This window comes from Streptomyces sp. 6-11-2 (assembly GCF_006540305.1).
Classification (GTDB): Bacteria; Actinomycetota; Actinomycetes; order Streptomycetales; family Streptomycetaceae; genus Streptomyces.
Genome location: NZ_BJOR01000001.1, coordinates 1,635,369 through 1,658,232 on the forward strand (window position 1 = coordinate 1,635,369; position 22,864 = coordinate 1,658,232).

At 72.9% G+C, this 22,864-nt stretch carries 18 protein-coding genes and 1 riboswitch; of the genes, 7 read left to right on the forward strand and 11 right to left on the reverse strand.

The features are described from left to right. Positions 1 to 85: 85 nt before the first annotated feature. The gene (locus tag TNCT6_RS06720; RefSeq protein WP_141357571.1) at positions 86 to 490 is read right to left on the reverse strand and encodes a hypothetical protein; all 405 of its coding nucleotides are present in this window, start codon (positions 488 to 490) and stop codon (positions 86 to 88) included. 113 nt (positions 491 to 603) lie between these two features. Between TNCT6_RS06720 and TNCT6_RS42040 the strand changes: the two genes are divergently transcribed. Then, on the forward strand, positions 604 to 981 hold the full coding sequence (locus tag TNCT6_RS42040) for a helix-turn-helix domain-containing protein (protein ID WP_373996157.1): 378 nt from the start codon (positions 604 to 606) through the stop codon (positions 979 to 981). On the opposite strand, the gene TNCT6_RS06730 is transcribed toward TNCT6_RS42040, so the two are convergent. The 5 genes from TNCT6_RS06730 to TNCT6_RS06750 form a co-directional block, all read right to left on the reverse strand. Next, positions 879 to 1,529, reverse strand: coding sequence for a thymidine kinase (locus tag TNCT6_RS06730; RefSeq protein WP_141357573.1), 651 nt, complete (start codon positions 1,527 to 1,529; stop codon positions 879 to 881). The genes TNCT6_RS42040 and TNCT6_RS06730 overlap by 103 nt on opposite strands. A 68-nt stretch (positions 1,530 to 1,597) precedes the next feature. Next, positions 1,598 to 2,809 (reverse strand): alkaline phosphatase family protein, encoded by a 1,212-nt coding sequence (locus TNCT6_RS06735; protein ID WP_141357575.1) that lies wholly within the window; start codon positions 2,807 to 2,809, stop codon positions 1,598 to 1,600. After that, entirely contained in the window at positions 2,809 to 3,405 is a 597-nt protein-coding gene (locus tag TNCT6_RS06740; protein ID WP_141357577.1) for a DUF5998 family protein, read from the reverse strand. Before TNCT6_RS06740 ends, TNCT6_RS06735 begins: the two co-directional genes overlap by 1 nt. Positions 3,406 to 3,564: 159 nt before the next feature. After that, complete coding sequence (locus TNCT6_RS06745; RefSeq protein WP_141357579.1) at positions 3,565 to 4,806, reverse strand: amidohydrolase; 1,242 nt, start codon at positions 4,804 to 4,806, stop codon at positions 3,565 to 3,567. Beyond that, positions 4,803 to 6,224, reverse strand: a complete 1,422-nt coding sequence (locus tag TNCT6_RS06750) for an MFS transporter (protein ID WP_253266042.1) — start codon at positions 6,222 to 6,224, stop codon at positions 4,803 to 4,805. The genes TNCT6_RS06745 and TNCT6_RS06750 overlap by 4 nt, the downstream gene beginning before the upstream one ends. 109 nt (positions 6,225 to 6,333) lie before the next feature. Here TNCT6_RS06750 and TNCT6_RS06755 point away from each other — a divergent pair, with 109 nt between their 5' ends. Beyond that, a complete protein-coding gene (locus tag TNCT6_RS06755) occupies positions 6,334 to 7,353 on the forward strand; it encodes an Lrp/AsnC family transcriptional regulator (RefSeq protein ID WP_172632818.1) in 1,020 nt (339 codons plus the stop codon). 43 nt (positions 7,354 to 7,396) lie between these two features. Here TNCT6_RS06755 and TNCT6_RS06760 read toward each other — a convergent pair whose 3' ends face one another. Beyond that, positions 7,397 to 10,615 (reverse strand): bifunctional GNAT family N-acetyltransferase/acetate--CoA ligase family protein, encoded by a 3,219-nt coding sequence (locus tag TNCT6_RS06760; RefSeq protein ID WP_141357583.1) that lies wholly within the window; start codon positions 10,613 to 10,615, stop codon positions 7,397 to 7,399. 176 nt (positions 10,616 to 10,791) lie between these two features. On the opposite strand from TNCT6_RS06760, the gene TNCT6_RS06770 reads away from it, so the two are divergent. Further along, positions 10,792 to 11,073 (forward strand): HPr family phosphocarrier protein, encoded by a 282-nt coding sequence (locus tag TNCT6_RS06770; RefSeq protein ID WP_141357587.1) that lies wholly within the window; start codon positions 10,792 to 10,794, stop codon positions 11,071 to 11,073. 182 nt (positions 11,074 to 11,255) lie between these two features. Here the strand turns inward: TNCT6_RS06770 and TNCT6_RS06775 are convergent, their stop codons facing one another. The 3 genes from TNCT6_RS06775 to TNCT6_RS06785 all read right to left on the reverse strand — a co-directional run bounded on the left by TNCT6_RS06775 (position 11,256) and on the right by TNCT6_RS06785 (position 15,164). Next, on the reverse strand, positions 11,256 to 11,999 hold the full coding sequence (locus TNCT6_RS06775; RefSeq protein WP_141357589.1) for a M23 family metallopeptidase: 744 nt from the start codon (positions 11,997 to 11,999) through the stop codon (positions 11,256 to 11,258). Positions 12,000 to 12,011: 12 nt separating this feature from the next. Further along, positions 12,012 to 12,172, reverse strand: a riboswitch (cyclic di-AMP (ydaO/yuaA leader). A gap of 233 nt (positions 12,173 to 12,405) precedes the next feature. Beyond that, positions 12,406 to 13,794, reverse strand: a complete 1,389-nt coding sequence (locus tag TNCT6_RS06780) for a pitrilysin family protein (protein WP_141357591.1) — start codon at positions 13,792 to 13,794, stop codon at positions 12,406 to 12,408. Then, positions 13,791 to 15,164, reverse strand: a complete 1,374-nt coding sequence (locus TNCT6_RS06785; RefSeq protein WP_141357593.1) for a pitrilysin family protein — start codon at positions 15,162 to 15,164, stop codon at positions 13,791 to 13,793. The genes TNCT6_RS06780 and TNCT6_RS06785 overlap by 4 nt, the downstream gene beginning before the upstream one ends. A gap of 376 nt (positions 15,165 to 15,540) precedes the next feature. On the opposite strand from TNCT6_RS06785, the gene TNCT6_RS06790 reads away from it, so the two are divergent. Continuing rightward, complete coding sequence (locus TNCT6_RS06790; protein WP_141357595.1) at positions 15,541 to 17,997, forward strand: DNA topoisomerase (ATP-hydrolyzing) subunit A; 2,457 nt, start codon at positions 15,541 to 15,543, stop codon at positions 17,995 to 17,997. A gap of 46 nt (positions 17,998 to 18,043) precedes the next feature. Here TNCT6_RS06790 and TNCT6_RS06795 read toward each other — a convergent pair whose 3' ends face one another. Beyond that, on the reverse strand, positions 18,044 to 19,189 hold the full coding sequence (locus TNCT6_RS06795; protein WP_141357597.1) for a GTP-binding protein: 1,146 nt from the start codon (positions 19,187 to 19,189) through the stop codon (positions 18,044 to 18,046). A 189-nt stretch (positions 19,190 to 19,378) separates the two neighbouring features. Between TNCT6_RS06795 and TNCT6_RS06800 the strand changes: the two genes are divergently transcribed. The 3 genes from TNCT6_RS06800 (at position 19,379) to TNCT6_RS06810 (ending at position 22,860) form a co-directional block, all read left to right on the forward strand. Beyond that, the gene (locus TNCT6_RS06800) at positions 19,379 to 20,335 is read left to right on the forward strand and encodes a sucrase ferredoxin (protein ID WP_141357599.1); all 957 of its coding nucleotides are present in this window, start codon (positions 19,379 to 19,381) and stop codon (positions 20,333 to 20,335) included. A gap of 168 nt (positions 20,336 to 20,503) precedes the next feature. Beyond that, positions 20,504 to 22,183 (forward strand): sensor histidine kinase, encoded by a 1,680-nt coding sequence (locus tag TNCT6_RS06805; RefSeq protein WP_141357601.1) that lies wholly within the window; start codon positions 20,504 to 20,506, stop codon positions 22,181 to 22,183. Then, positions 22,180 to 22,860 (forward strand): response regulator, encoded by a 681-nt coding sequence (locus tag TNCT6_RS06810; RefSeq protein ID WP_141357602.1) that lies wholly within the window; start codon positions 22,180 to 22,182, stop codon positions 22,858 to 22,860. Before TNCT6_RS06805 ends, TNCT6_RS06810 begins: the two co-directional genes overlap by 4 nt. The last annotated feature ends 4 nt before the right edge of the window (positions 22,861 to 22,864 follow it).

Sequence of the window (22,864 nt, forward strand, 5' to 3'; positions counted from 1 at the left end):
GACATTCGGTGACAGCGCCGCGGCGTGGGCCTCGGCAGCGGCCACGGCGGCGGTGCCTCGATGCGCGCCTCCGTCCGGACTCGGTTCACTCTTCGTCGCGGTGGGTGAGGTGGCCGTCGGAGAGGTGCCAGTAGCGCTGGTGAGGGGTCAGTTGCCAGGTCTCGTCGGCAGCGATGGCCCGCGTGATCCAATCGTGCAGTTGCGGGAGGGCCTGTGCCCGTAGAACGGCGCGGATGGCTGCACGTCGAGTGGCATCGACCGGGTGGACGTCCATGTGGAGACCGACCATGTCCGGGTGGATACCGCGGCCGTAGTTGCGGGGGTTCGGAGCGACCCATGCTGCTCCCAGGACGATCGTCCCGCTGTCATGTCCGGTGAGGAACTGCAGGTCCTTGACGCGTGACATGTCAGGGCCGAGACACGCGTTGATGTCGCTGGTGGTCAGTGGCCAGGCGCGGTGCCGGGGCAGTCTTCGGTTTCGTGCGGACATGGGGAAGAAGAATGGCAGGAGATCACTGCCGCCCCAACCGGGCCCCGGCGTTCGCGCGGGCGGGCTGAGCGCGAGGGCGCGGGGGCGGGGCGGGGGCGGGGGCGGGGGCGCTCGTGAGTCTCGGGGACAGCTGGGAGAACGACGACGGGGCCGCCGGGCGACGACCGGAGGACGAGGCCGGGCGGGGTGTCGTCGTCGCGTTCGGCCAGACCATGAAGACGCTGCGGGTGCGAGAGGGTCCGGAGCGCGAGGAGTTCGGGAGGCCGCTCGGGTGCTCGGCCTCCACGACCGGGTCGTTCGAGCAGGGGCGACGGATCCCGACGCCCCGGACGATCGATCGGGCCGGCCTGGTCGGAGCGGCGCGTCTGACGCAGGTGCGGGTGCTCGGTCAGTCCGCGGTCACGGGCAGGACGTCCGGGGACAGCGCCGCCGCCCGCGCCGAGGAGGCCGTCATGCGGCGGCGGTGGTGCCGGCGGCACAGCACCTCGTAGCCGATCTCGTCCGCCGAGCGGGTCACGTCGCCGACGAAGACCTGGGCGCCTTCGAGCACCATGACGCCGCCCACGGTACGGGCGTTGTGGGTGGCGCGGGCGCCGCACCAGCACAGGGCCTCGACCTGGAGGACCTCGACGCGGTCGGCCAGTTCGACCAGGCGCTGCGAGCCGGGGAACAGCTTGGAGCGGAAGTCCGTCGTGATGCCGAAGGCGTAGACGTCCATCTCCAGGTCGTCGACCACACGCGCGAGCTGGTCGATCTGCTCGGGCGCGAGGAACTGCGCCTCGTCCGCGATCACGTAGTCCGCGCGCCGGCCCTGCGAGAGGTGGTCGACGATGTAGGCGTACAGGTCCACGCCGTCCTCGACCTCCACCGCGTCCGTCACCAGGCCGAGGCGCGAGGACAGCTTGCCCTCCCCGGCCCGGTCGTCACGGGTGAAGATCATGCCCGTCAGTCCGCGTGCGGAGCGGTTGTGCTCGATCTGGAGAGCCAGTGTCGACTTCCCGCAGTCCATGGTTCCGGAGAAGAACACCAGCTCGGGCATGAGCAGTTGGGCACCTTTCGGCGAGTGAGGAGGACGGTGGTGTACAGCGAGTAGGGCGGGAAGGGGCCTCAGGAGCGTACTTCCAGCAGCGGGACCAGCTGCTCGGCAGGGGTCATCGAACCGTGGTTGCCGACCATCAGCGACTCCTTCGGCTCCTGCTCGGAGGCGATGAGCAGGACGTCGTCGCGGGCGGCGGCGACCACGTCGCCGATCCGCGCGTACACCCGCTCGTCGACGCGCGGCCCGAACCAGCCCGCCGCGAGGGCCTCGTCCCGGGAGGCGACCCAGAACTGCTCGCCGAGCACCTCGCGCCAGCAGGTGAGCACGTCGCCCCCGGCGCCCGGCACCGCGTACACGTGGCGCGCGCGTCCCTCGCCGCCGAGCAGGGCGACGCCCGCGCGCAGCTCCCAGTCCTCGTCGAAGTCGATGCGGTGCTGCTCGTCGAAGGGGACGTCGACCATGCCGTGGTCGGCCGTGACGTAGAGCGCGCTGTGCGGCGGCAGCTGCTCGGCCAGGCGCTGGACGAGCCGGTCGACGTGCATCAGCTGTCCGCGCCAGGTGTCGGAGTCGACGCCGTAGCGGTGGCCGGCGCCGTCGAGTTCGGAGTAGTACGTGTAGACCAGCGCCCGGTCGGCGGCGGCGAGCTGCTCGGCCGCGACGTCCATGCGCTCCTCGCCGGTCAGCCGCCCCAGGAACGTGCCGCCGCTGAGTGCGACCTTGGTCAGCGGGGTGTTCTGGAAGGCCGGGGAGGACACCTGGGCGGCGTGCACGCCCGCCTGCTGGGCGAGCTGGAAGACCGTGGGGTGGGGCTGCCAGGCGCGCGGATCGCTGTACGGCTGCCAGCGGAGCTGGTTCATCAGCTCACCGGTGGCCGGGTTGCGCACGGTGTAGCCGGGCAGTCCGTGCGCGCCCGGGGGCAGGCCGGTGCCGACGGAGGCGAGCGAGGTCGCCGTGGTCGCCGGGTACCCGGCGGTGATCGGGCGGCCGGTTCCGCCGCGCGAGCTGCCGAGCAGGGAGGTCAGGTAGGGCGCCTCCGCGGGGTGCGCCTTCAGCTGCTCCCAGCCGAGGCCGTCGATCAGGAAGACGCAGGCGCGGTCGGCGGGGGCCAGTTCGCCGATCGCGGCCGTCATCCGCGGTACGCCCATGCCGGCGGCCAGCGTGGGCAGCAGGTCGGCGAGTGAGCCGGTTCCGTACTCGGGAACGGGTGCGGTCTCGACGGCCAGCGGCTCCGGGTGGCCCCAGGCGGTGGCGGCGTCGTCGGGGGAGAAGGGACGGGTCATCAGCGGGTCGGGTCCGCGGTGGCCTCGGAGATGGACTGCGCGAACGCGAGGGCCTGCCGCACCGTCTCGGGGCCGTCGCCGGCCTCGCTGACGCGCAGGCTGAGGTCGTCCGCCGTCGAGTTGCCCGTGTAGCCGTGGTCGGCCTCGCAGTTGGGGTCGCCGCAGGCGGCGGGCTCCAGGTCGATCCGGGACACGGCGCCCCAGCCGATGGTCAGCACGACCTCGCGCGGCAGCGTGCCCGGCGTGTACTGCTCCGGGTTGGCAACCACGCGGCTGACCACGACCGACGAGATCCGGTCGAGCTTCACCGACTCCGTGGACGTGGTGGCGTACGGCGTCGGGGAGGTGCTGTCGGCGGCCTGCTCGTCGGTGTGGCTGACGATGAAGCGGTTGCCGGTGAGGACGAGCACCGTCACGTGCCGCCGCACCTCGTTCTGGTCGAACGTGGTCTCCTGGTGGACCAGGTACGACCGGATGGGCTCACCGCCCACGGCGGCCTCCACCGCCTCGGCCACGAGAGCCGGGTAGTAGCCGCTGCGTTCGATCGCCGAACGCAGCCCCTGGGTCGTCGTACTGGTCTTGGCCATGCCGTCCATCCTAATCCGTGGGTGAGGGCGGTCCGGGCCAGTCAAGGGCAACCCGGTCCCTTCGGACAGCCGGGCCGTCACGCACGTGCCGAATCGGGCGGGGACGCGCGGGGGCGGCCTGCCGACAACGAGGTCGGCAGGCCTGCACGGAGAGTGATACGAACGTTTTCAACAGGGCGGTCGAGCGGCAGCCGAACCACCGGGGTGGAGGCGGCGGTCGGCGACACCCTCCAGGAGCCGGCGCCGCCGCACGGCGTCGGTGGCCAGTTCCACCCCCACGTGTGCGAGGGCCGTCGCCCCGTCGACGACGGCCCGGTCGGCGCCCTGGCTCTTGCCGTACCGGGCGAACTCGGCCGTGTGCTGTTTCGCGCCCCCGGTGTCGTACCCGATGGTCGGGTGGAGCGTCGGCACCACGTGCGAGATGTTGCCCATGTCGGTCGAGGCCATCAGTTCACCGTGCTGCGGCACCGGAGTGCGGCCCAGCTCCCTGAGCGCCCGCACGTAGGACTCCGTCATGGAGGCGTCCTGTCGCAGATCGGCGAAATCGTGGCCGTGTGGGACGAGTTCGAGCTCCGCGCCGGTTGCGAGGGCGCCCGCCTCAAAGCAGGCCCGGACCCGGCGCCGGGCGTACGCGAGCTGTTCGGACGTGGGGGCCCGCAGCTCGTAGCGGGCCCGGGCGAGTGCCGGGATCACGTTCACGGCCTGCCCGGCCTCGTAGACGACGCCGTGCACCAGGGTGCCGGGCGGGAGTTGCTGGCGCAGCAACCCGATCGCCGTGTGCGCGAGCGTCATCGCGTCGAGCGCGTTGACTCCCTCCCAGGGGGCCAGAGCGGCGTGGGAGGGCCTGCCCCGGTAGGTGACGTCCCAGGCGCCGACGGCCAGCGACGAGGCGCCGACCGTGTCCTGCGCCGCCGCGTGCACCATCATGGCCGCCGCCACGTCGTCGAACACTCCGGCTTCGAGGAGCAGCGCCTTGCCGCCGATGTCCTCCTCCGCCGGCGTGCCGACGAGCTTCACCCTGATGCCGAGCCGATCCGCGACGGCCGCGAGGCCGAGCGCGGCGCCGACCGCGGCGGCCCCGTTCACGTTGTGACCGCAGGCGTGTCCGATGCCCGGCAGCGCGTCGTACTCCGCGCACAGGGCCACGACCAGGTCGCCGGTTCCGTGGGTGGCGACCACCGCGGTGGGCAGGTCCGCGACGCCCTGGGTGACGGTGAAGCCGGCATCGGCGAGGAGCCCGGCGATCTTGGCGGCCGACCGGTACTCCTGCAGAGCCGTCTCCGGCTCGTCGTGCAGACTGTGACTCAGGGCGACGAGGCGTTCCCGCCGGCCGCGTACGGTTTCGGTCACCTCGGCCAGCGCCTGTTCCCGAACCTCCCGCCGGTGCGTTCCCTGCTGCGTTCGCGTCATGCCGGCTCTCCGCTCTGTGCGAGGGGCTGACCCACTCGCCCGGTCGCGGTGGCGGGCACACCGCGGAAGGCCAGGCCCAGCACCGCGCCCAGCAGGGCGACGCCGGCGCACACCCCCCAGGACCACAGGTGGCCCGCGAGCGCGATGTGGCCGTCGGCCAGCTGGTGGCCGACGAACAGCGCGCCGATCACGGCCGCTCCGATGGCCGCGCCCAGGGAGAGCGCCAGTTCGTTGAGGCCGACGGAGAGCGCGGTCTCGGTCTCGGCGACGACCTCCGCCGACAGGGTGCGCGTGATCGACTCGAACATGCCGGTGGCCAGGCCCACGACAAGGGCGCCGACGAGGTACTGGGACAGGGAACCGTGGAAGACGATCAGGGAGAGGAAGCCCGCCGCGCCGATGACGCCCACCGCGGCGAGCACCGCGCGGTCGCCGATGCGCCGTGCCAGCCGCGGGGTCGCCGTGGACCCGAGGCATCCGGCGACGACCATGGCGAGGGAGACGAGCGCGATGGTCTGGGATCCCAGGCCCATGCCGTAGCCCGTCCCGTCCGGGTCGGTCCCGAGGAACACGGCGTTCGCGGCCAGGAACCCGATGGTGCCGAAGGCTGCGCAGAAGGTGTGGGCGCTGATCACCGCCAGGCGTGGGTCGCGCAGCAGCCGCACGTTGACCAGAGGATGCGTGGAGCGTCGCTCGACCGTCACCCAGGCCGCCAGCAGGAGTACCGCGAGGACGGCGGTGACCAGGGATTCCGACGACGTCCAGCCCCAGGTCTCGCCCTGGGCCAGAACGAGGACGAGTGCCACCAGGCCCAGGGTGAGCAGCGTCGCCGCCCGGAAGTTGAACTCCCCGCCGCGCGGAGCGGTGCTGTCCGGCAGGACCAGGGCGGCGGTCACCGCGAGCCCGCCGAAGGGCACGGCCGTCCACAGTCCGGCGACGGCGTGTGCCTCGCTGAGCGCGCCCGCGACGAGGCCGCCGACACCGATCGAGAGGAGCAGAGCGCCGACCAGGACCGACATGCCGACCCGTCCGTGTTCCGGTGCGCGGGACCGCAGAATGCCCGCGAGCAGCGGAAAGAAGCCGACGACGGCTCCTTGCAGGGCCATGCCGACCGCGAGGGTCGCGGTCGTCGGCCACACCGCGATCAGCAGGGAGCCGCCGGCCACCATGCCGACACAGGCGCGCAGGAGCGTGCGGTGCCCGTGGATGTCCCCCAGTCGCGACAGCAGTGGCGTCATGACCGCGAACGCGACCTGGGACAGAAGGTAGAGGTTGTTCTGACCGACGCTGCCGATGCCGACGTGATGGCCGACTTTCGGCAGGAGCGGGGTCAGATACCCCTGCACGACGCCACTGCACACCACGATCACCGTCATGGTCGCGAGCAGTCCGCGGCCAGAGCCGATGCCTCTGATCACCGTTGTCTCACCTCTTCTGGTGGCTGGAACCCGACGTGGGCGCTACTGTGCGGGCGCCGGCCGAAGCGGCCCGGAACTTCGTGGAAATCGTGCGAGGAGGGCACGCTCGATGCGGGAAACGAGCATTCCGAGCGAGTTCGACCTCGCCCTCGTGCACGCGCTGCAGTTGCAGCCCCGGGCGTCCTGGTCGGAACTGGCACCCCTGCTGGGGGTGACCTCGGGCACGCTCGCGCGGCGTTGGGAGCGGCTGACCGCGGAGGGGCTCGCCTGGGTGTACGCGGCGCCGGGCCGTGCGTTCTCCCGCACCCGTTGCACCGCGTTCGTGCTGCTGCGCTGCCGTCCAGGCGCACGGCAACGACTCGCCGAGCAGGTGTCGGCTTTCGAGGAGGTCGTCACCGTCGAACTCACCGCACCCGGCACGGCGGATCTCCTGCTGGACGTGCTGGTCCCGGACGTGGCCTCACTGACACACTCCCTCACGGAGCGCCTCGCCGGACTCCCCGGGGTGAGCGCGGTGGAGTGCCTCTTCGCCACCTCCCTCTACACGGAGGGCAGCCGTTGGCGGCTGCACTCCCTCGACTCGGCCCAGCGGGGCGCGCTCGGCCCTCCTGGTGCCGGACCCCGCGGGGCGGCTTCCTCCGGCGCACTGGACGACCTCGACCGTGCTCTCCTCGACGCCCTGGTCCGCGACGGCCGTCTGGGGCTCGCGGCGCTCGGCGAGCGCATCGGCACCAGTGCCGCGACCGTCCGCCGCAGGGTGCACCGGCTCATCGACTCCGAGATGATCGCCTTCCGCTGCGACATGGCCCCGCGCCTGACCGGACTGCCCGTGTCGGTCACCTTTCGCGGCCAGGTTCCCACCCGCGATCTGAACACCCTGCACCGAACGCCGGCCACACTGCCCGAATGCCGTCTGGTCGCCGCCGTCACCGGGACCTCGAACGTCCTCGCCACGTTCTGGCTGCGCGACATCGGGGACGTCCAGCGCCGCGAGACGGCGATGTGCGCCCGGCTCCCCTCCCTCACGGTCGTCGACCGGATCGTCGGAGTGCGGACGGTCAAGCGGATGGGGCACCTGCTCGACGGGGACGGACGACGCACGGGAACGCGGCCCATACGGCCCTGGTAGGGCACGCACCGGGTCCGAGCCCGGACGGGCCCCGGTAGCCGATTCAGTACACCGGGAGCGTGCGCGGGCCGAGGTCGTCGCGGGCGGGCGGGGGTGCCAGGCGCACGGTGGCGTCGAGGACGGTCAGCCCGCGCGGGGCGACGACGACCGGCTCCAGGGTGACGGCGACGACCTCCGGGTGGTCGTGGACCAGCCGTGACACGCGCAGCAGCAGTTCCTGCAACGCGGGCGTGTCGACCGGTGCCGAGCCGCGCCAGCCGAAGAGCAGGGGTGCCGTGCGGATGGAGCGGATCAGGGAGGTGGCCTCGCGGTCGGTGACCGGGATCAGCCGGTGCGCCATGTCGCCGAGCAGCTGGGAGGCGACTCCGGCGAGCCCGAAGGAGAGCACCGCGCCGGCCGCCGGGTCGATGACCGCGCGCACGACGGTGTCGACCCCTCGGGGTGCCATCGCCTGCACCACCGGCCGCAGCTCCTCGGGCTTGCCGAAGAGGTCGGTCAACTCGGCGTAGGCCCAGCGGAGTTGATCCTCGTCGGTGAGGTCGAGGCGTACGCCGCCGAGGTCGGCGCGGTGCCGCAGGTGCGGGGCGGTGGCCTTCAGGGCGACGGGGTAGCCGAGGGCGCGGGCGGCTTCCGCGGCGGCGTCGGGGGTGGGGGCGGGCAGGGCCCGGCGCACGTGGATGCCGTACCGGCCGAGCAGCTCGCAGGTCTCCTCCGTGCCGAGTGTGAGGCCCTGCCCGCGCTCGAGCAGTCCGCCGATGAAGGCGGCGGCGCCCTTCTCGTCGATGTCCTCGTACTCCGGCACCTTGCCCGGCTCCGCGGCCTCCCGCCGCCACTGGCCGTACCGGACCGCTTCGGCGAGGGCCCGGACGGCGCGCTCGGCGGCGGGATAGGCGGTGATCAGCCGCGGCCCGGTGGGGGCCGGCTCGGGACCGGCACCGCCCGCCGTCACGCCCGCGGGGCCCACGCCCCCGGCCGCTGCCCTTTCAGGCGCGTCGGGGAACGACCTCCGGGGGCCGGGGCCGGGCTGCGAGCCCGTGGCGGGAGCTTGGCCCGGTCCCGATGCCTGGCCCGGGCGAGGGGTATGGCCGGGAGCCGATGCCGATGCCGGCGCCGGGCCGGTGGCGTGGCCAGGACCGGGGGCATGCCCAGGAGCGCCGGCGTGCCCCTGGCCGGGGGCGTAAGCCGGACCTGGGGCGTGACCCGGACCTCGCCCGGGTCCTGTGCACGCCTTCGGACCGGTGCCGGTCTCCGGGTTCGGATCGGCCAGCGAAGCCCCGCCCGCACCAGCGGGGGAAGCCCCGACCGCCTGGTGACCCGGACCCGCCGGGGCGGGCCGGGGCGTCGTGGGAGGGGGCAGCAGCGGGGTCGCCCCCGGATGGGGACCCGGGCCGGGTGGCGGGGCCGTGCTGGTGGCGGCGGAGAGGGCTTCCGCCAGGCCGCCGAACTCGACGTGCACGACCAGGACCGGCTTGCCGGGGACCTCCTGCGCGGCCGAGCGCAGTGCCTCGGCCAGGGCCGCGTTCTCGGCGGCCCCCTCCCCCAGCGCCGGTATCAGCGTGACGACCACCGTGTCGGTGGTCTCGTCGGCGAGCGCCCGGGACAGCGCGACCCGGAAGTCCTCCGCCGAGGCCCCCGTCGTCAGGTCCCGCGGCGGCTGGGGGCGCAGCCCCTCCGCGAGACAGCGGTCGTAGGTCAGCACTCCCAGCGACTCGGAGTTGCCGAGGATCGCCACCCGCGGCCCCGGCGGCAGCGGCTGCCGGGCGAGCAGCAGGCCGGTGTCGACCAGTTCGGTGATGGTGTCGACCCGGATCACGCCGGCCTGCCGGAGCAGCGCGGACACCGTCGCGTGCGGCAGCCGCGTCGCCCGTACCGCGTGCCCCTGCGGGGCGGAGCCCGCGCTCTGCACCACGACCAGCGGCTTCACCGCCGCCGTACGCCGGGCCAGGCGGGTGAACTTGCGCGGATTGCCGATGGACTCCAGGTACATCAGGGCGACGTCGGTGTCGGGGTCGTCGTACCAGAACTGCATGACGTCGTTGCCGGAGACGTCCGCCCTGTTGCCGGCCGACACGAAGGTCGACACGCCCGTGACCCCGGTGACCCCGCCGCCGCGCCGGTGCAGCCGGGACAGCAGGGCGATGCCGATGGCCCCGGACTGGGCGAACAGCCCGATGCGGCCGGGCCGGGGCAGCTCGGGGGCGAGCGAGGCGTTCAGCCGGACGTCCGGCGAGGTGTTGATGATCCCGAAGGTGTTGGGCCCGATGATCCGCATGCCGTACGTGCGCGCCTGCCGCACGAGGGCGCGCTGCCGCTCACGTCCCTCGGGGCCGCTCTCCGCGTAGCCCGCGGAGATCACGACGAGCCCCTGCACCCCGTGCTCGCCGCACTCGGTGACGGCGTCCGGGACGCGCTCGGCCGGCACGGCGACGACGGCGAGGTCCACGGGCCCGTCGATGTCCCGCACCGAGCGGTGGGCGGGCACCCCGTCGATCTCCTGGCAGTCCTCGCCGAAGGCCCGGTTCACGGCGTGGAGCCGGCCCGTGAACCCGGCGTCGCGGATGTTGTCGAGGATGCTGCGGCCCACGCCGCCGCGCGTGCGGCCCACTCCGATGACGGCGACCGAGCCGGGCACCAGGAGCCGCCGTACCGACCGCCCCTCGGCCCGCTGCTCCCGTGCGCGCTGCACGGCCAGCGAGCGGTCGGTCGGCTCGATGTCGAACTCCAGGTGTACGACGCCGTCCTCGAAGCTGCGCTTCTGGATGTACCCGGCGTCCGTGAACACCTTGATCATCTTGGTGTTGGCCGGAAGCACCTCGGCGGTGAAGCGCCGGATGCCGCGCTCACGGGCGACGGCCGCGATGTGCTCCAGGAGCGCGGAGGCGACCCCGCGTCCCTGGTGGGCGTCCTGCACCAGGAAGGCGACCTCGGCCTCGTCGGAGGGCGCCGAGGCGGGCATGCCGTCCGCGCCGATGCGGTCGTAGCGTACGGTGGCGATGAACTCGCCGCCGACCGTGGCCGCGAGTCCCACCCGATCCACGAAGTCGTGGTGCGTGAAGCGGTGGACGTCCTTCGCGGAGAGGCGCGGGTAGGGCGCGAAGAAGCGGTAATACTTGGATTCGTCCGACACCTGTTCGTAGAAGCTGACCAGACGGCCGGCGTCATCGGCGGTGATGGGGCGGATCCGTGCGGTGCCGCCGTCGCGCAGCACCACGTCGGCCTCCCAGTGGGCGGGGTACTCGTGCCGGTCCGGCGAGGTCTGCATGGGGCCCAGCGTACGGCTCGCGTCCGACACCGGCGCGAGGCAGTCTGTGGAGGACACACGTCGGACCGAGGCCGCGGTCCGACGCCACCCGGAGCGGGGCACACCCCCGCTCCGGGCTCGCTCCACGTGTGGAAAACTGGTCTAGACAACCCTGATCACCCGAAGGGCAGCAACACATGGCTGAGCGCCGCGTCAACGTCGGCTGGGCCGAGGGCCTCCACGCCCGCCCCGCCTCCATCTTCGTCCGGGCCGCCACGGCCGCAGGCATCCCCGTGACGATCGCCAAGGCCGACGGGACGCCCGTCAACGCGGCCTCCATGCTGGCCGTGCTCGGCCTCGGCGCCGAGGGCGGCGAAGAGGTCGTCCTGGCCTCCGACGCCGATGGCGCGGACGCCGCGCTGGACCGGCTGGCCAAGCTGGTCGCCGAGGGGCTCGGGGAGCTTCCCGAGACCGTCTGACCGGCAGGTCCGGTCCAGCGCCCAAGCCGTGCCGCCCGGTCCGGGTGGCACGGCTTCGCCGTGCCCGGCGGGCCCCCGGAACACCGGACGGAACACGGCCGGGAACACCCGAAGCCCCGGCTCGGGAGCCGGGGCTTCGGGAGTGTCGCGTGGCGCGCCGCGCGGTGCGCCGACGCGGCGGGTCAGACGTTGACGCCGTGCTTGCGGAGGTAGGCCACGGGGTCGACGTCGGAGCCGTAGTCCGGGGACGTACGGGCCTCGAAGTGCAGGTGCGGTCCGGTGACGTTGCCGGTCGCGCCGGACAGGCCGATCCGCTGGCCCGGGATGACCTGCTGGCCCACCGAGACCCCGATGGACGACAGGTGCCCGTACTGGGTGTACATGCCGTCGGCCATCCTGATCACGACCTGGTTGCCGTACGCCCCGCCCCAGCCGGTCTCGACGACGGTGCCGATGCCGACCGCGTGGACGGTGGTGCCGCTCGCGGCGTGGAAGTCGATGCCGGTGTGGGTGCCGGAGGACCACAGGGAGCCGCCGGTGCGGTAGCCGGTCGATATGTAGGAGTCGAGGATCGGCGTCACGAAGGCGTTGAGACGCTCGCGCTCTGCCTCACGGGCGGCGCGCGCCTTGGCCTCGCGCTCCTCCGCGGCCTTCTTGCGCGCGGCCTCCTCGGCCTGCTTGCGCGCGGCGGCCCTGTGCTGGGCGACGGCCTGGGCGTCGATCTTCTCGGCGACACTGTCGCCGATGGTGACGACCGGGGTGAGGCCGGTGTCCTCGGGCGCGGGGGCCTCCGCGGCGAGGGCCGGGGCGGCGAGGGTGCCGATGACGCCGGTGGTGGCCAGGGCCGCGACGCCCGCCGCGCGGGCGGTGGTGCGGTGCATCCGGCTCGGCCGGCGGTGCTTCCCGGCGGCGCGGGTGAACGCCATGGAGACGTGGGTCCTTTCCTTCCCTGTCGCCTACCGGGTTAGCTGACGGGTTCGGAGCAGGAAGGTCTCCTACGGCCCCCTCGCGGCATGCGCGGGTGTCCGATTCACCCCAGGGACGGTGGGTCCCCGGCTCCCCTGGCTCACGCCGTACGGGGACTCGGCGATGACTGTCCGGTGCCGCGGACGCGGCGCACTGCCCGACGAACAGCCGCACCGACGCTAAACGGGGCCGCTTTCAATTCCCAAACGGATCAGAAGTTTTGTAGCGCATACCACAGGGCAGACAGGCAACCTCCCCCTCAATTCGGACATCGTGGGGCCCTGGTGACGCTTCGGTCACCAGGGCCCCACGTGCGCGTGTGCCGTTCGTCGCGCGTGCGACGGCGGCGGCAACGAGGTGGTACCTCTACTCGGCCGCGACGACGGTGACCCGGCCGGCACCCAGGGCCTCGACCGGCTCCCTGATCTGCGCCGCGTCACCGACGAGGACCGTCACCAGCCGGTCCACCGGGAACGCGTTGACGACGGCCGCGGTCGCCTCCACCGTGCCGGTCGCGGCGAGCTGCTGATAGAGCGTCGCCTGGTAGTCGTCGGGCAGGTGCTGCTCGACCTGGTCGGCGAGCGTGCCGGCCACGGCGGCGGCCGTCTCGTACTTCAGCGGCGCCACGCCGACGAGGTTCTGCACGGCGACGTCCCGCTCGGCGTCGGTGAGGCCCTCGGCGGCGAGCTTGCGCAGCACCGTGAACAGGTCGTCCAGGGCCGGGCCGGTGTTCGGGGTGTCGACCGAGCCGCTGATGGCGAGCATCGCGGCGCCCGACCCGTCGGGGGCCGAGCGCAGCACCTGGCCGAACGCCCGCACCCCGTAGGTGTAGCCCTTCTCCTCGCGCAGGACGCGGTCCAGGCGGGAGGTGAGGGTGCCGCCGAGGCAGTAGGTGCCGAGCACCTGGGCGCTCCACACGCGGTCGTGCCGGTCGGGGCCGATCCGGCCGATGAGCAGCTGCGTCTGCACGGCGCCGGGCCGGTCCACGATGACCACGCGGCCGGTGTCGTCGGCGGTCACCGGCGGCACGGGCCGCGGCTTGGCGGGCGAACCGGTCCAGGCGCCCAGGGTCCGGTCCAGCAGCTCGTCGAGGTCGACGCCGGTGAGGTCGCCGACGACCACGGCGGTGGCCGTGGCCGGGCGCACGTGCCGGGCGTAGAAGGAGCGGACGGCCGCGGAGTCGATGGTGACGACCGTCTCCTCGGTGCCCTGGCGCGGACGCGACATGCGCGAGCCGGCCGGGAAGAGCTCCTTGGACAGCTCTTTGGCGGCGCGGCGGGCCGGGTTGGCCAGCTCGTGCGGGATCTCGTCGAGCCGGTTGCGCACCAGCCGCTCGACCTCGGAGTCGGCGAACGCGGGCGCCCTGAGGGCGTCGGACAGCAGGCCGAGCCCCTTGGCCAGACGGGAGGCCGGGACCTCCAGGCTCAGCCGTACGCCGGGGTGGTCGGCGTGCGCGTCGAGGGTGGCGCCCGCGCGCTCCAGCTCGGCGGCGAACTCCTCGGCGGAGTGCTTGTCGGTGCCCTCGGAGAAGCCCCGCGCCATGATCGTGGCGACGCCGTCCAGGCCGGCCGGCTCCGCCTCCAGGGGCGCGTCCAGCAGCACCTCCACGGCGACGACCTGCTGGCCGGGGCGGTGACAGCGCAGCACCGTCAGGCCGTTGTCCAGCGTCCCGCGCTCGGGCGCGGGGAACGCCCACGGCTTGGCCGCGCCGGCCCGGGGCTGGGGGTGGAACTCCATCGTGGCGAGCTCGGTCACTTCGCCGCCTCCTCGGTCTCGTCGGTGGCCGCGGCGTCCGCGTCCCGGTCGTCGTCCTGCACGTCGGCGGCGGTCGGCTCGTAGACGAGCACCGCGCGGTTGTCGGGGCGCAGGCGGGACTCGGCGGCCTCCTGGACCTCCTCGGGCGTCACCTCCAGGACGCGCTTGACCGCGGTCAGGGCGAGCTGCGGGTCGCCGAACAGGACGGCGTAGCGGCACAGTTCGTCGGCGCGGCCGGCGACCGTGCCGAGACGGTCCAGCCACTCGCGCTCCAGTTGGGCCTGGGCGCGCTCCATCTCCTCGGCCGTCGGGCCCTGTTCGGCGAACCGGGCGAGCTCCTCGTCGATGGCCGACTCGATGACGGGGACCTCGACGTCGCCGGAGGTCTTCACGTCCAGCCAGCCCAAGGAGGGCGCGCCGGACAGCCGCAGCAGTCCGAAGCCGGCCGCGACGGCCGTACGGTCGCGGCGCACCAGCCGGTTGTAGAGCCGGGAGGACTCGCCGCCGCCGAGGATGGTGAGCGCCAGGTCGGCCGCGTCGCACGCGCGCGTGCCGTCGTGCGGGAGCCGGTAGGCGGCCATCAGGGCGCGGGCCGGGACCTCCTCCTCGACGACCTCGCGCAGCTGCCCGCCGATGACCTCGGGCAGGGAGCCGTCGCGGGGCTCGGGCTTGCCGTCGTGGGACGGGATGGAGCCGAAGTACTTCTCGATCCAGGCGAGCGTCTGCTGCGGGTCGATGTCACCGACGACCGACAGGACGGCGTTGTTGGGCGCGTAGTACGTGCGGAAGAACGCGCGCGCGTCCTCCAGGGTGGCCGCGTCCAGGTCCGCCATCGACCCGATCGGCGTGTGATGGTACGGGTGGCCCTCCGGGTAGGCGAGGGCGGTCAGCCGCTCGAAGGCGGTGCCGTAGGGGACGTTGTCGTAACGCTGGCGGCGCTCGTTCTTGACGACGTCCCGCTGGTTCTCCATGGACTCGTCGTCCAGGGCCGCGAGCAGCGAGCCCATGCGGTCGGCCTCCAGCCAGAGGGCGAGCTCCAGCTGGTGGGCGGGCATGGTCTCGAAGTAGTTGGTGCGCTCGAAGCTGGTGGTGCCGTTGAGCGAACCGCCCGCGCCCTGCACCAGCTCGAAGTGGCCGTTGCCCTTGACCTGGGCGGAGCCCTGGAACATCAGGTGCTCGAAAAGGTGAGCCAGGCCTGTACGCCCCTTGACCTCGTGGCGCGAGCCGACGTCGTACCAGAGGCACACCGCCGCGACCGGGGTCAGGTGGTCCTCGGAGAGCACCACGCGCAGGCCGTTGGCCAGGCGGTGCTCGGTCGCTGTCAGGCCGCCGGAGTCTGCCTCGGCTGCGGCCGTGTGACCCATGGGCATGTACGTCCCTTCGATCGCGTTGGCGGTCTGCGAACCGCCCTTTTCCTACCGGTCCTGCCACTGTATGCAAGCGTGTGGATCCCTGGCGAAGTTCCCACGACCCGTACGCCGAGAGCGAGACGGAAAGCCACGCGCCACGGCGGCACGGCAGCAGAGCGGGATGTGAAGGGGCTTCGCACGCGCCACAGAAGCACCACCGCCCTCAGGGACCACGGGACGGACAAGGGCGCGGCAGCCGACGGCGGGAGGGCCCCCGGAGGCGGGACGGGATCGCGGAACGGCCCTGTGGGGACGGGGCGTGGTCCGCGTTGTCGGTCGCGCGGTCCACAATGGTCCGCGTCAGATCCCGTCACGCTTCAGCAAGGAGCCGGCAGCGATGGCCCGCCGCAGCACGAAGACCCCGCCGCCCGACGACTCGTACGAGGAGAGGATCCTCGACATCGACGTCGTCGACGAGATGCAGGGCTCCTTCCTCGAGTACGCGTACTCGGTCATCTACTCCCGCGCCCTGCCGGACGCCCGGGACGGACTCAAGCCGGTGCACCGCCGCATCGTCTACCAGATGAACGAGATGGGGCTTCGCCCCGACCGCGGCTACGTGAAGTGCGCGCGCGTCGTCGGCGAGGTCATGGGCAAGCTGCACCCGCACGGCGACGCGTCGATCTACGACGCCCTGGTACGCCTGACCCAGCCCTTCTCGATGCGTGTCCCGCTCGTCGACGGCCACGGCAACTTCGGCTCGCTGGGCAACGACGACCCGCCGGCCGCCATGCGGTACACCGAGTGCCGGATGGCCGAGGCCACGAGTCTGATGACGGAGTCCATCGACGAGGACACCGTCGACTTCTCCCCCAACTACGACGGCCAGGAGCAGGAGCCGGTGGCTCTGCCGGCCGCCTTCCCGAACCTGCTGGTGAACGGCTCCTCGGGCATCGCCGTCGGCATGGCCACGAACATGCCCCCGCACAACCTCAACGAGGTCATCGCGGCCGCCCGCCACCTGATCCGCCACCCCAACGCGGACCTGGACGCCCTGATGCGGCACGTCCCGGGTCCGGACCTGCCCACGGGCGGCCGGATCGTCGGCCTGTCCGGGATCAGGGACGCCTACGAGACCGGCCGCGGCACCTTCAAGATCCGCGCGACGGTCTCGGTGGAGACCGTGACGGCGCGCCGCAAGGGGCTGGTGGTCACCGAGCTGCCCTTCTCCGTGGGCCCGGAGAAGGTGATCGCCAAGATCAAGGACCTGGTCGGTTCGAAGAAGGTCCAGGGGATCGCCGACGTCAAGGACCTCACCGACCGCGAGCACGGATTGCGCCTGGTCATCGAGATCAAGAACGGCTTCGTGCCGGAGGCCGTCCTGGAGCAGCTCTACAAGCTGACGCCGATGGAGGAGTCCTTCGGCATCAACAACGTCGCCCTGGTCGACGGCCAGCCCCTCACGCTCGGCCTGAAGGAGCTGCTGGAGGTCTACCTCGACCACCGCTTCGACGTCGTACGGCGCCGCAGTGAGTACCGCCGTACCAAGCGGCGCGACCGGCTGCACCTGGTCGAGGGCCTGCTCACCGCGCTGGTGGACATCGACGAGGTCATCCGTCTGATCCGCTCCAGCGACAACTCCGCGCAGGCCAAGGAGCGCCTGATGCGGCGCTTCTCGCTGAGCGAGGTCCAGACCCAGTACATCCTCGACACCCCGCTGCGCCGTCTGACCAGGTTCGACCGCATCGAGCTGGAGGCGGAGAAGGACAAGCTCGTCGCGGAGATCCAGGAGCTGACCCGGATCCTGGAGTCCGACGCGGAGCTGCGCAAGCTGGTCTCGACCGAACTGGCCGCGGTCGCCAAGAAGTTCGGCACTCCGCGGCGCACGATGCTGCTGGAGGCGAGCGGCACCCCGGCCGCCGTGGTGCCGTTGCAGGTGGCGGACGACCCGTGCCGCGTCCTGCTGTCCTCGACCGGCCTGATGGCCCGCACGGCGAACGGCGACCCGTTCGCGCGGGGCGGGGGCGGCAAGCGGCAGAAGCACGACGTGATCGTCTCGGCGGTCCCGGCGACCGCCCGGGGCGAGGTGGGCGTGGTGACGTCGGGGGGCCGCCTGCTCCGCGTGAACGTCGTCGACCTGCCGCAGTTGCCGGAGACGACGTCGGCGCCGAACCTCGCCGGCGGCGCGCCGCTGGCGGAGTTCGTCTCCCTGGAGGACGACGAGACCGCGGTCTGCCTGACCACGCTGGACGAGTCGTCGCCGGGCCTGGCGCTCGGCACCGAACAGGGCGTCGTCAAGCGGGTCGTCCCCGACTACCCCTCCAGCAAGGAGGAGTTGGAGGTCATCACGCTCAAGGAGGGTGACCGGATCGTCGGCGCCGCCGAGCTGCGCACCGGCGAGGAGGACCTGGTCTTCATCACGGACGACGCCCAGCTCCTGCGCTACCAGGCCTCCCAGGTCCGCCCGCAGGGCCGCGCGGCCGGCGGCATGGCCGGCATCAAGCTCGCGGACGGCGCCAAGGTCATCTCGTTCACGGCCGTCGATCCGGCCGCGGACGCGATCGTCTTCACCGTGGCCGGCTCGCGCGGCACGCTGGACGACTCCGTGCAGACGACGGGCAAGGTCACGCCGTTCGACCAGTACCCGCGCAAGGGCCGCGCCACCGGCGGCGTGCGCTGCCAGCGGTTCCTGAAGGGCGAGGACTGCCTGGCCTTCGCCTGGGCGGGTCCCACCCCGGTCGTGGCCGCCCAGAAGAACGGCGGCCCGGCCGAACTCCCGGAGGTCGACCCGCGCCGTGACGGCTCGGGCGTGTCGCTGCCGAAGACGGTGGCGGTGGTCGCCGGGCCCGTCTAGTGCTGTGACCGGAAAGGTTCACCGGCTCGCGACGCCCGGCACGGCACTAGGCCGGCAGTTCCGCAGGGTCCGGGCCCGGGTCCGCCGGATCCGGGCCCGGGAGGTCCGGGTCCTCGGGGTCGTGTCCCTCGGGATCCCGTACGTAGCGCAGGACGCCCCACATGCCGTGCTCGTCGGCGTGCGGGGCGTCCTGCTTGCACGCCTCCAGTTCCTCGCCGAGGGCGCCCGCGTCGATGCCGGAACCGATGAGCACGAGCTGGGTGAGGCGGGGCCCGCCGTCCGGCCAGGGTTCGGGGTAGAAGCGCAGGAAGCGCCCGACGGCGTGCACGGCGTAGCGGTTGCGCGCGTCGTACGGGCCGAAGCCGACGTATCCCTTGATCCGGTAGAGCCCGTCGGGGCGGCTGTCCAGGAACCGCATCAGCCGGCGGGGATCGAGCGGCACGTCGGAGACGAAGGAGAGGCTGTCGTAGCCGGCGTGCAGATGCCCGGCGTGGTGGTCGTGGGCGTCGTCCGCGTCGGGCACGTGCAGGTCGTCGAAGGAGAGCTGCCCCACCCGCTCCTCGCTCGGCCGGCAGTCGAAGAGGAACTCGGGGTCCACCCTGCCGTACGAGGCCGGGACGACGGCGGCCCCGTCGGCCAGGGACCGCACGAGTCCGAGCACCTCCTCGCCGTCGGCGGCCCGGTCGGTCTTGTTGACCACGACGAGGTCGGCGAGCGCCAGATGCCGGTCGATCTCGGGATGTCTCGCGCGGGTGTCGCCGAACTCGGCGGCGTCGACGACCTCGACGAGCCCGCCGTAGACGACCCTGGGGTTCTCGCTCGCCAGCACCATGCGGACGAGTTCCTGGGGTTCGGCCAGTCCGCTGGCCTCGATGACGACGACGTCGACACCGGCGGCCGGGCTCGTCAACCGGTCGAGGTACACGTCGAGTTCACTGGCGTCGACCGCGCAGCACAGGCACCCGTTGCCGAGGGAGACGGTGGAGTCCCCGAGGGCTCCCGCGACCGCCATGGCGTCGATCTCGACGGCCCCGAAGTCGTTGACGATCGCGCCGATGCGGCTGCCGCCGCCGCGGTGCAGCAGATGGTTGAGGAGCGTGGTCTTCCCCGAGCCGAGAAATCCGGCGAGCACCACGACCGGGATCTGCGCCGCGCTGCGACTCGGACTCGGGTAACGGCTCGGCTGACTCACCGTGCGACCTCTCTCACGCCGACGCGTGCACCGGCTCAGGACCCGGCGCACGTACGAGGATGGAATGCCGACCAAGGATACGAGCCGTGCGCGTCACGGCTGCCGGAACCGCCGCTCCGGCGACTGCCGGAGGAGAACACTCCGACGGCTGGAACTCGATCCGGCTCGAGTCAGGTTAGGCTCACCTGTGTGAGTACGTGCTCGACCGCCTCCAGGCAGCTCGACGAGCCGATGGCCGCCACCGCGGCCACGGCGACGACATGGCTGCTGCTGGAACAGCCCGGCCCCTGGGGTGCCAAGGCACTCACTTCGAGCCACCTGGACCCCGCACTCGGGCGTGCGCTGGAGCGCGCGGCGCGTGGCACCGGCGTCCGGATCGCGCTCATCCGCCGACCGGGGCGGCACGCCGACCGCCGCACCCAGTCCGTACGGCATGTGTACGCGGCACACACCGTCCCGGGGAACGTATGGCTACGCAGCGCCATGACCGCCGACCCGGAGCACCTGCTGGAGCTCGACTTCGCCGCCCTGGGCAAGGGTGACCACCACACCTTCGACGCCGCGCTCCAGGGCGGGCCCCACACAGGCGATCCGCTCGCGCTGGTGTGCACCAACGGCAAGCGGGACCAGTGCTGTGCCCTGCTCGGCCGCCCCCTCGCGGCCGAACTCGCCGCCTCCGGGGTCCAGGACGTCTGGGAGGTCACCCACCTGGGCGGCCACCGCTTCTCGCCGACCCTGCTCGTGCTGCCGTTCGGATACGCCTACGGCCGGGCCGAGGCCCACGCCGTCAAGGAGGTCCTGCACAGCGTGGGCGAAGGCCGGGTCGTCCTCGACGGCTGCCGGGGCCGCACGGCCTGGGAACGGCCCGGACAGGCCGCGGAACTGGCGGTACGGGAGACGGCGGGCGAGTACCGGGCGGACGCGCTGAGCGTCGTGCGCACCGACGACGTGCCCACCGACGGCCCGGCGCCGTGCTGGGAGGTCACCGTCGCCCATACCGACGGACGCCGCTGGCACGTGACCGTGGCCCAGGGGGCCGCCCTGCCGCCGCGCCCGGAGAGCTGCGGCGCCTCGCTGCTGGGCGGGCCGACGCGCATGGAGGTGGTCGCCGTCCGCGAGCCGGCGACCGCGCGGCTCGCCGGCTGACAGCTGACGGCCTCACGGCTGACCGCCAGACGGCTCACGGCTGACCGCCACCGCCTGACGGCCTCACGGCTGACGGCTCACCGTCCGGGCCGACCGCTGAGGCGCACGGCGGGAGATCCGCACCACACCCCGGGAGCACAGCGCGCACCCCGACGTACTGTCATGGTCATGAGCGTCTCTCCTCCCGCACGCCGCCGGCGGCTGGGCCTGCCGCGACGCATGTTCTCGCAGGTGCTGTTGATGCAGCTGGCGATCGCCGCCGGAGTCGCCGTGCTCGCGACCGGCCTGTTCCTCGCGCCGCTGGGCGACCAGCTGGACGAGCAGGCGATGCGCCGGGCGCTCGCGATCGCCGAGACCACCGCCCAGAACCGGCAGATCGCACGGGACCTCCAGCACACCGCCCCGAGCGTCGACGGGCCCGTGCAGCGGGAGGCGGAGCGGATCCGGAAGTCCACCGGCGCCGAGTACGTCGTGGTGATGGACATGCACGGCACGCGCTGGTCGCACACGGATCCGGAGCAGATCGGCAGGCCCGTGTCCACGGATCCCGGGACGGCCCTGGCCGGCCGGAAGGTCATGGAGATCGACACCGGCACGCTGGGCCGCTCGGCACGCGGAAAGGTGCCCCTGTACGACGTCGGCCACCACATCGTGGGCGCGGTGTCGGTCGGCATCGCCTACGACAGCGTGCGGGCCAAGCTCATCGACGCCATACCGGGCCTGTTCGCCTACGCCGGCGGCGCGCTGGCCGCGGGCGCGCTGGCCGCGTGGCTGATCTCCCGGCGGGTCCAGCGGCAGACGAGGGACCTGGCCTTCTCGGACATCGCGGCCCTGCTCGCCGAGCGCGAGGCCATGCTGCACGGCATCCGGGAGGGGGTGGTGGCCCTGGACCGCGGCGGGCGGATCCGGCTGCTCAACGACGAGGCACAGCGGCTGCTCGGCCTCGGCGACGAGGCGGTCGGCCGGTCGCTCGACGAGGCGCTCGGGGAGGGCCGTACGACCGACGTCCTGGCCGGGCGGGTGACGGGCACGGACCTGCTCACCGTGCGCGGGCAGCGCGTCCTGGTCGCCAACCGGATGCCGACCGACGACGGGGGTGCCGTCGCCACCCTGCGCGACCGCACCGAACTGGAGGAGCTGGGCCGGGAGCTGGACTCGACACGCGGCCTGATCGACGCCCTGCGCGCCCAGGACCACGAGCACGCCAACCGCATGCACACGCTGCTCGGGCTGCTGGAGCTGGAGATGTACGACGACGCCGTGGAGTTCGTCGGAGAGGTGGTCGGCGACCACCGGGCCACCGCCGAACAGGTCACCGAGAAGATCCAGGACCCACTGATCGCCGCCCTGCTCGTCGGCAAGGCGACCGTCGCTGCCGAGCGTGGGGTCGCGCTGTGGCTGTCCGACCGCACGCACCTGCCGGACCGGGTCGTCGACCCCAGGGGGCTGGTGACGATCGTCGGCAACCTGGTCGACAACGCGCTCGACGCCGTCGCGGCGACCCCGCACGCGCGCGTGGAGGTCGAACTGCGCGCGGAGGCACGTGCCGCCGTGCTCCGGGTGCGCGACACCGGGCCCGGGGTCCCGGCGGGCCGGCGTGACCTGATCTTCACGGAGGGATGGTCCACCAAGCAGCCGCCGGCGCACGGCAGGCGCGGTATCGGTCTGTCCCTGGTGCGCAGGCTCGCCGAGCGGCAGGGCGGAACCGTAGCGGTGGGCGAGGCACACGGCGGCGGCGCGGAGTTCACGGTCGTCCTGCCCGAGGCGCTGGCCGAGGCGGAGCCGGCCCCCCTCCTCGGCGCCGTCCTCGGCGCCGTCGGGACCGGCGCGGACGAGGAGGAGCGGTGATCGAGGTCCTGATCGTGGACGACGACCTCCGGGTCGCGCGCGTCAACGCCGCCTATGTGGAGAAGGTGCCGGGCTTCCGCGTCGCAGGTGAGGCGCACAGCGCGGCCGAGGCGCTGCACCGGCTCGATACGCTGCCGCGGCTCGACCTGGTCCTCATGGATCACTACCTGCCCGACGACACGGGCCTGTCGGTCGTCCGGGAGATGCGCAGCCGCGGCCTCCGTACCGACGTGATCATGGTGACGGCGGCCCGGGACGTGTCGACCGTGCAGGCGGCGATGCGGCACGGTGCGCTGCAGTACCTGATCAAGCCGTTCACCTTCGCCGGGCTGGGGTCCAGACTGGAGGCGTACGCGGCGCTGCGCCGTGTCCTGGACGGTGGCGGCGAGGCCGAACAGGCCGAGGTCGACCGGCTCTTCGGGGCGCTGTCGGCGGCGCCGGAACCCGGGCTGCCCAAGGGGCACTCCCCCGCCACCACCGAACTCGTCCGCCGGACCCTGATGCGGGCCGACGGACCCCTGTCGGCCCAGGAGGTCGCCGAGCGGACCGGGGTGAGCCGGCAGACCGCCCAGCGCTGTCTGAAGTTCCTGGAGCGCACCGGGCGGGCCCGGCTGACGCTGAGGTACGGCGGCGCGGGCCGCCCGGAACACCGTTACGTGTGGGCGGCCCGCGCCTGAGGCC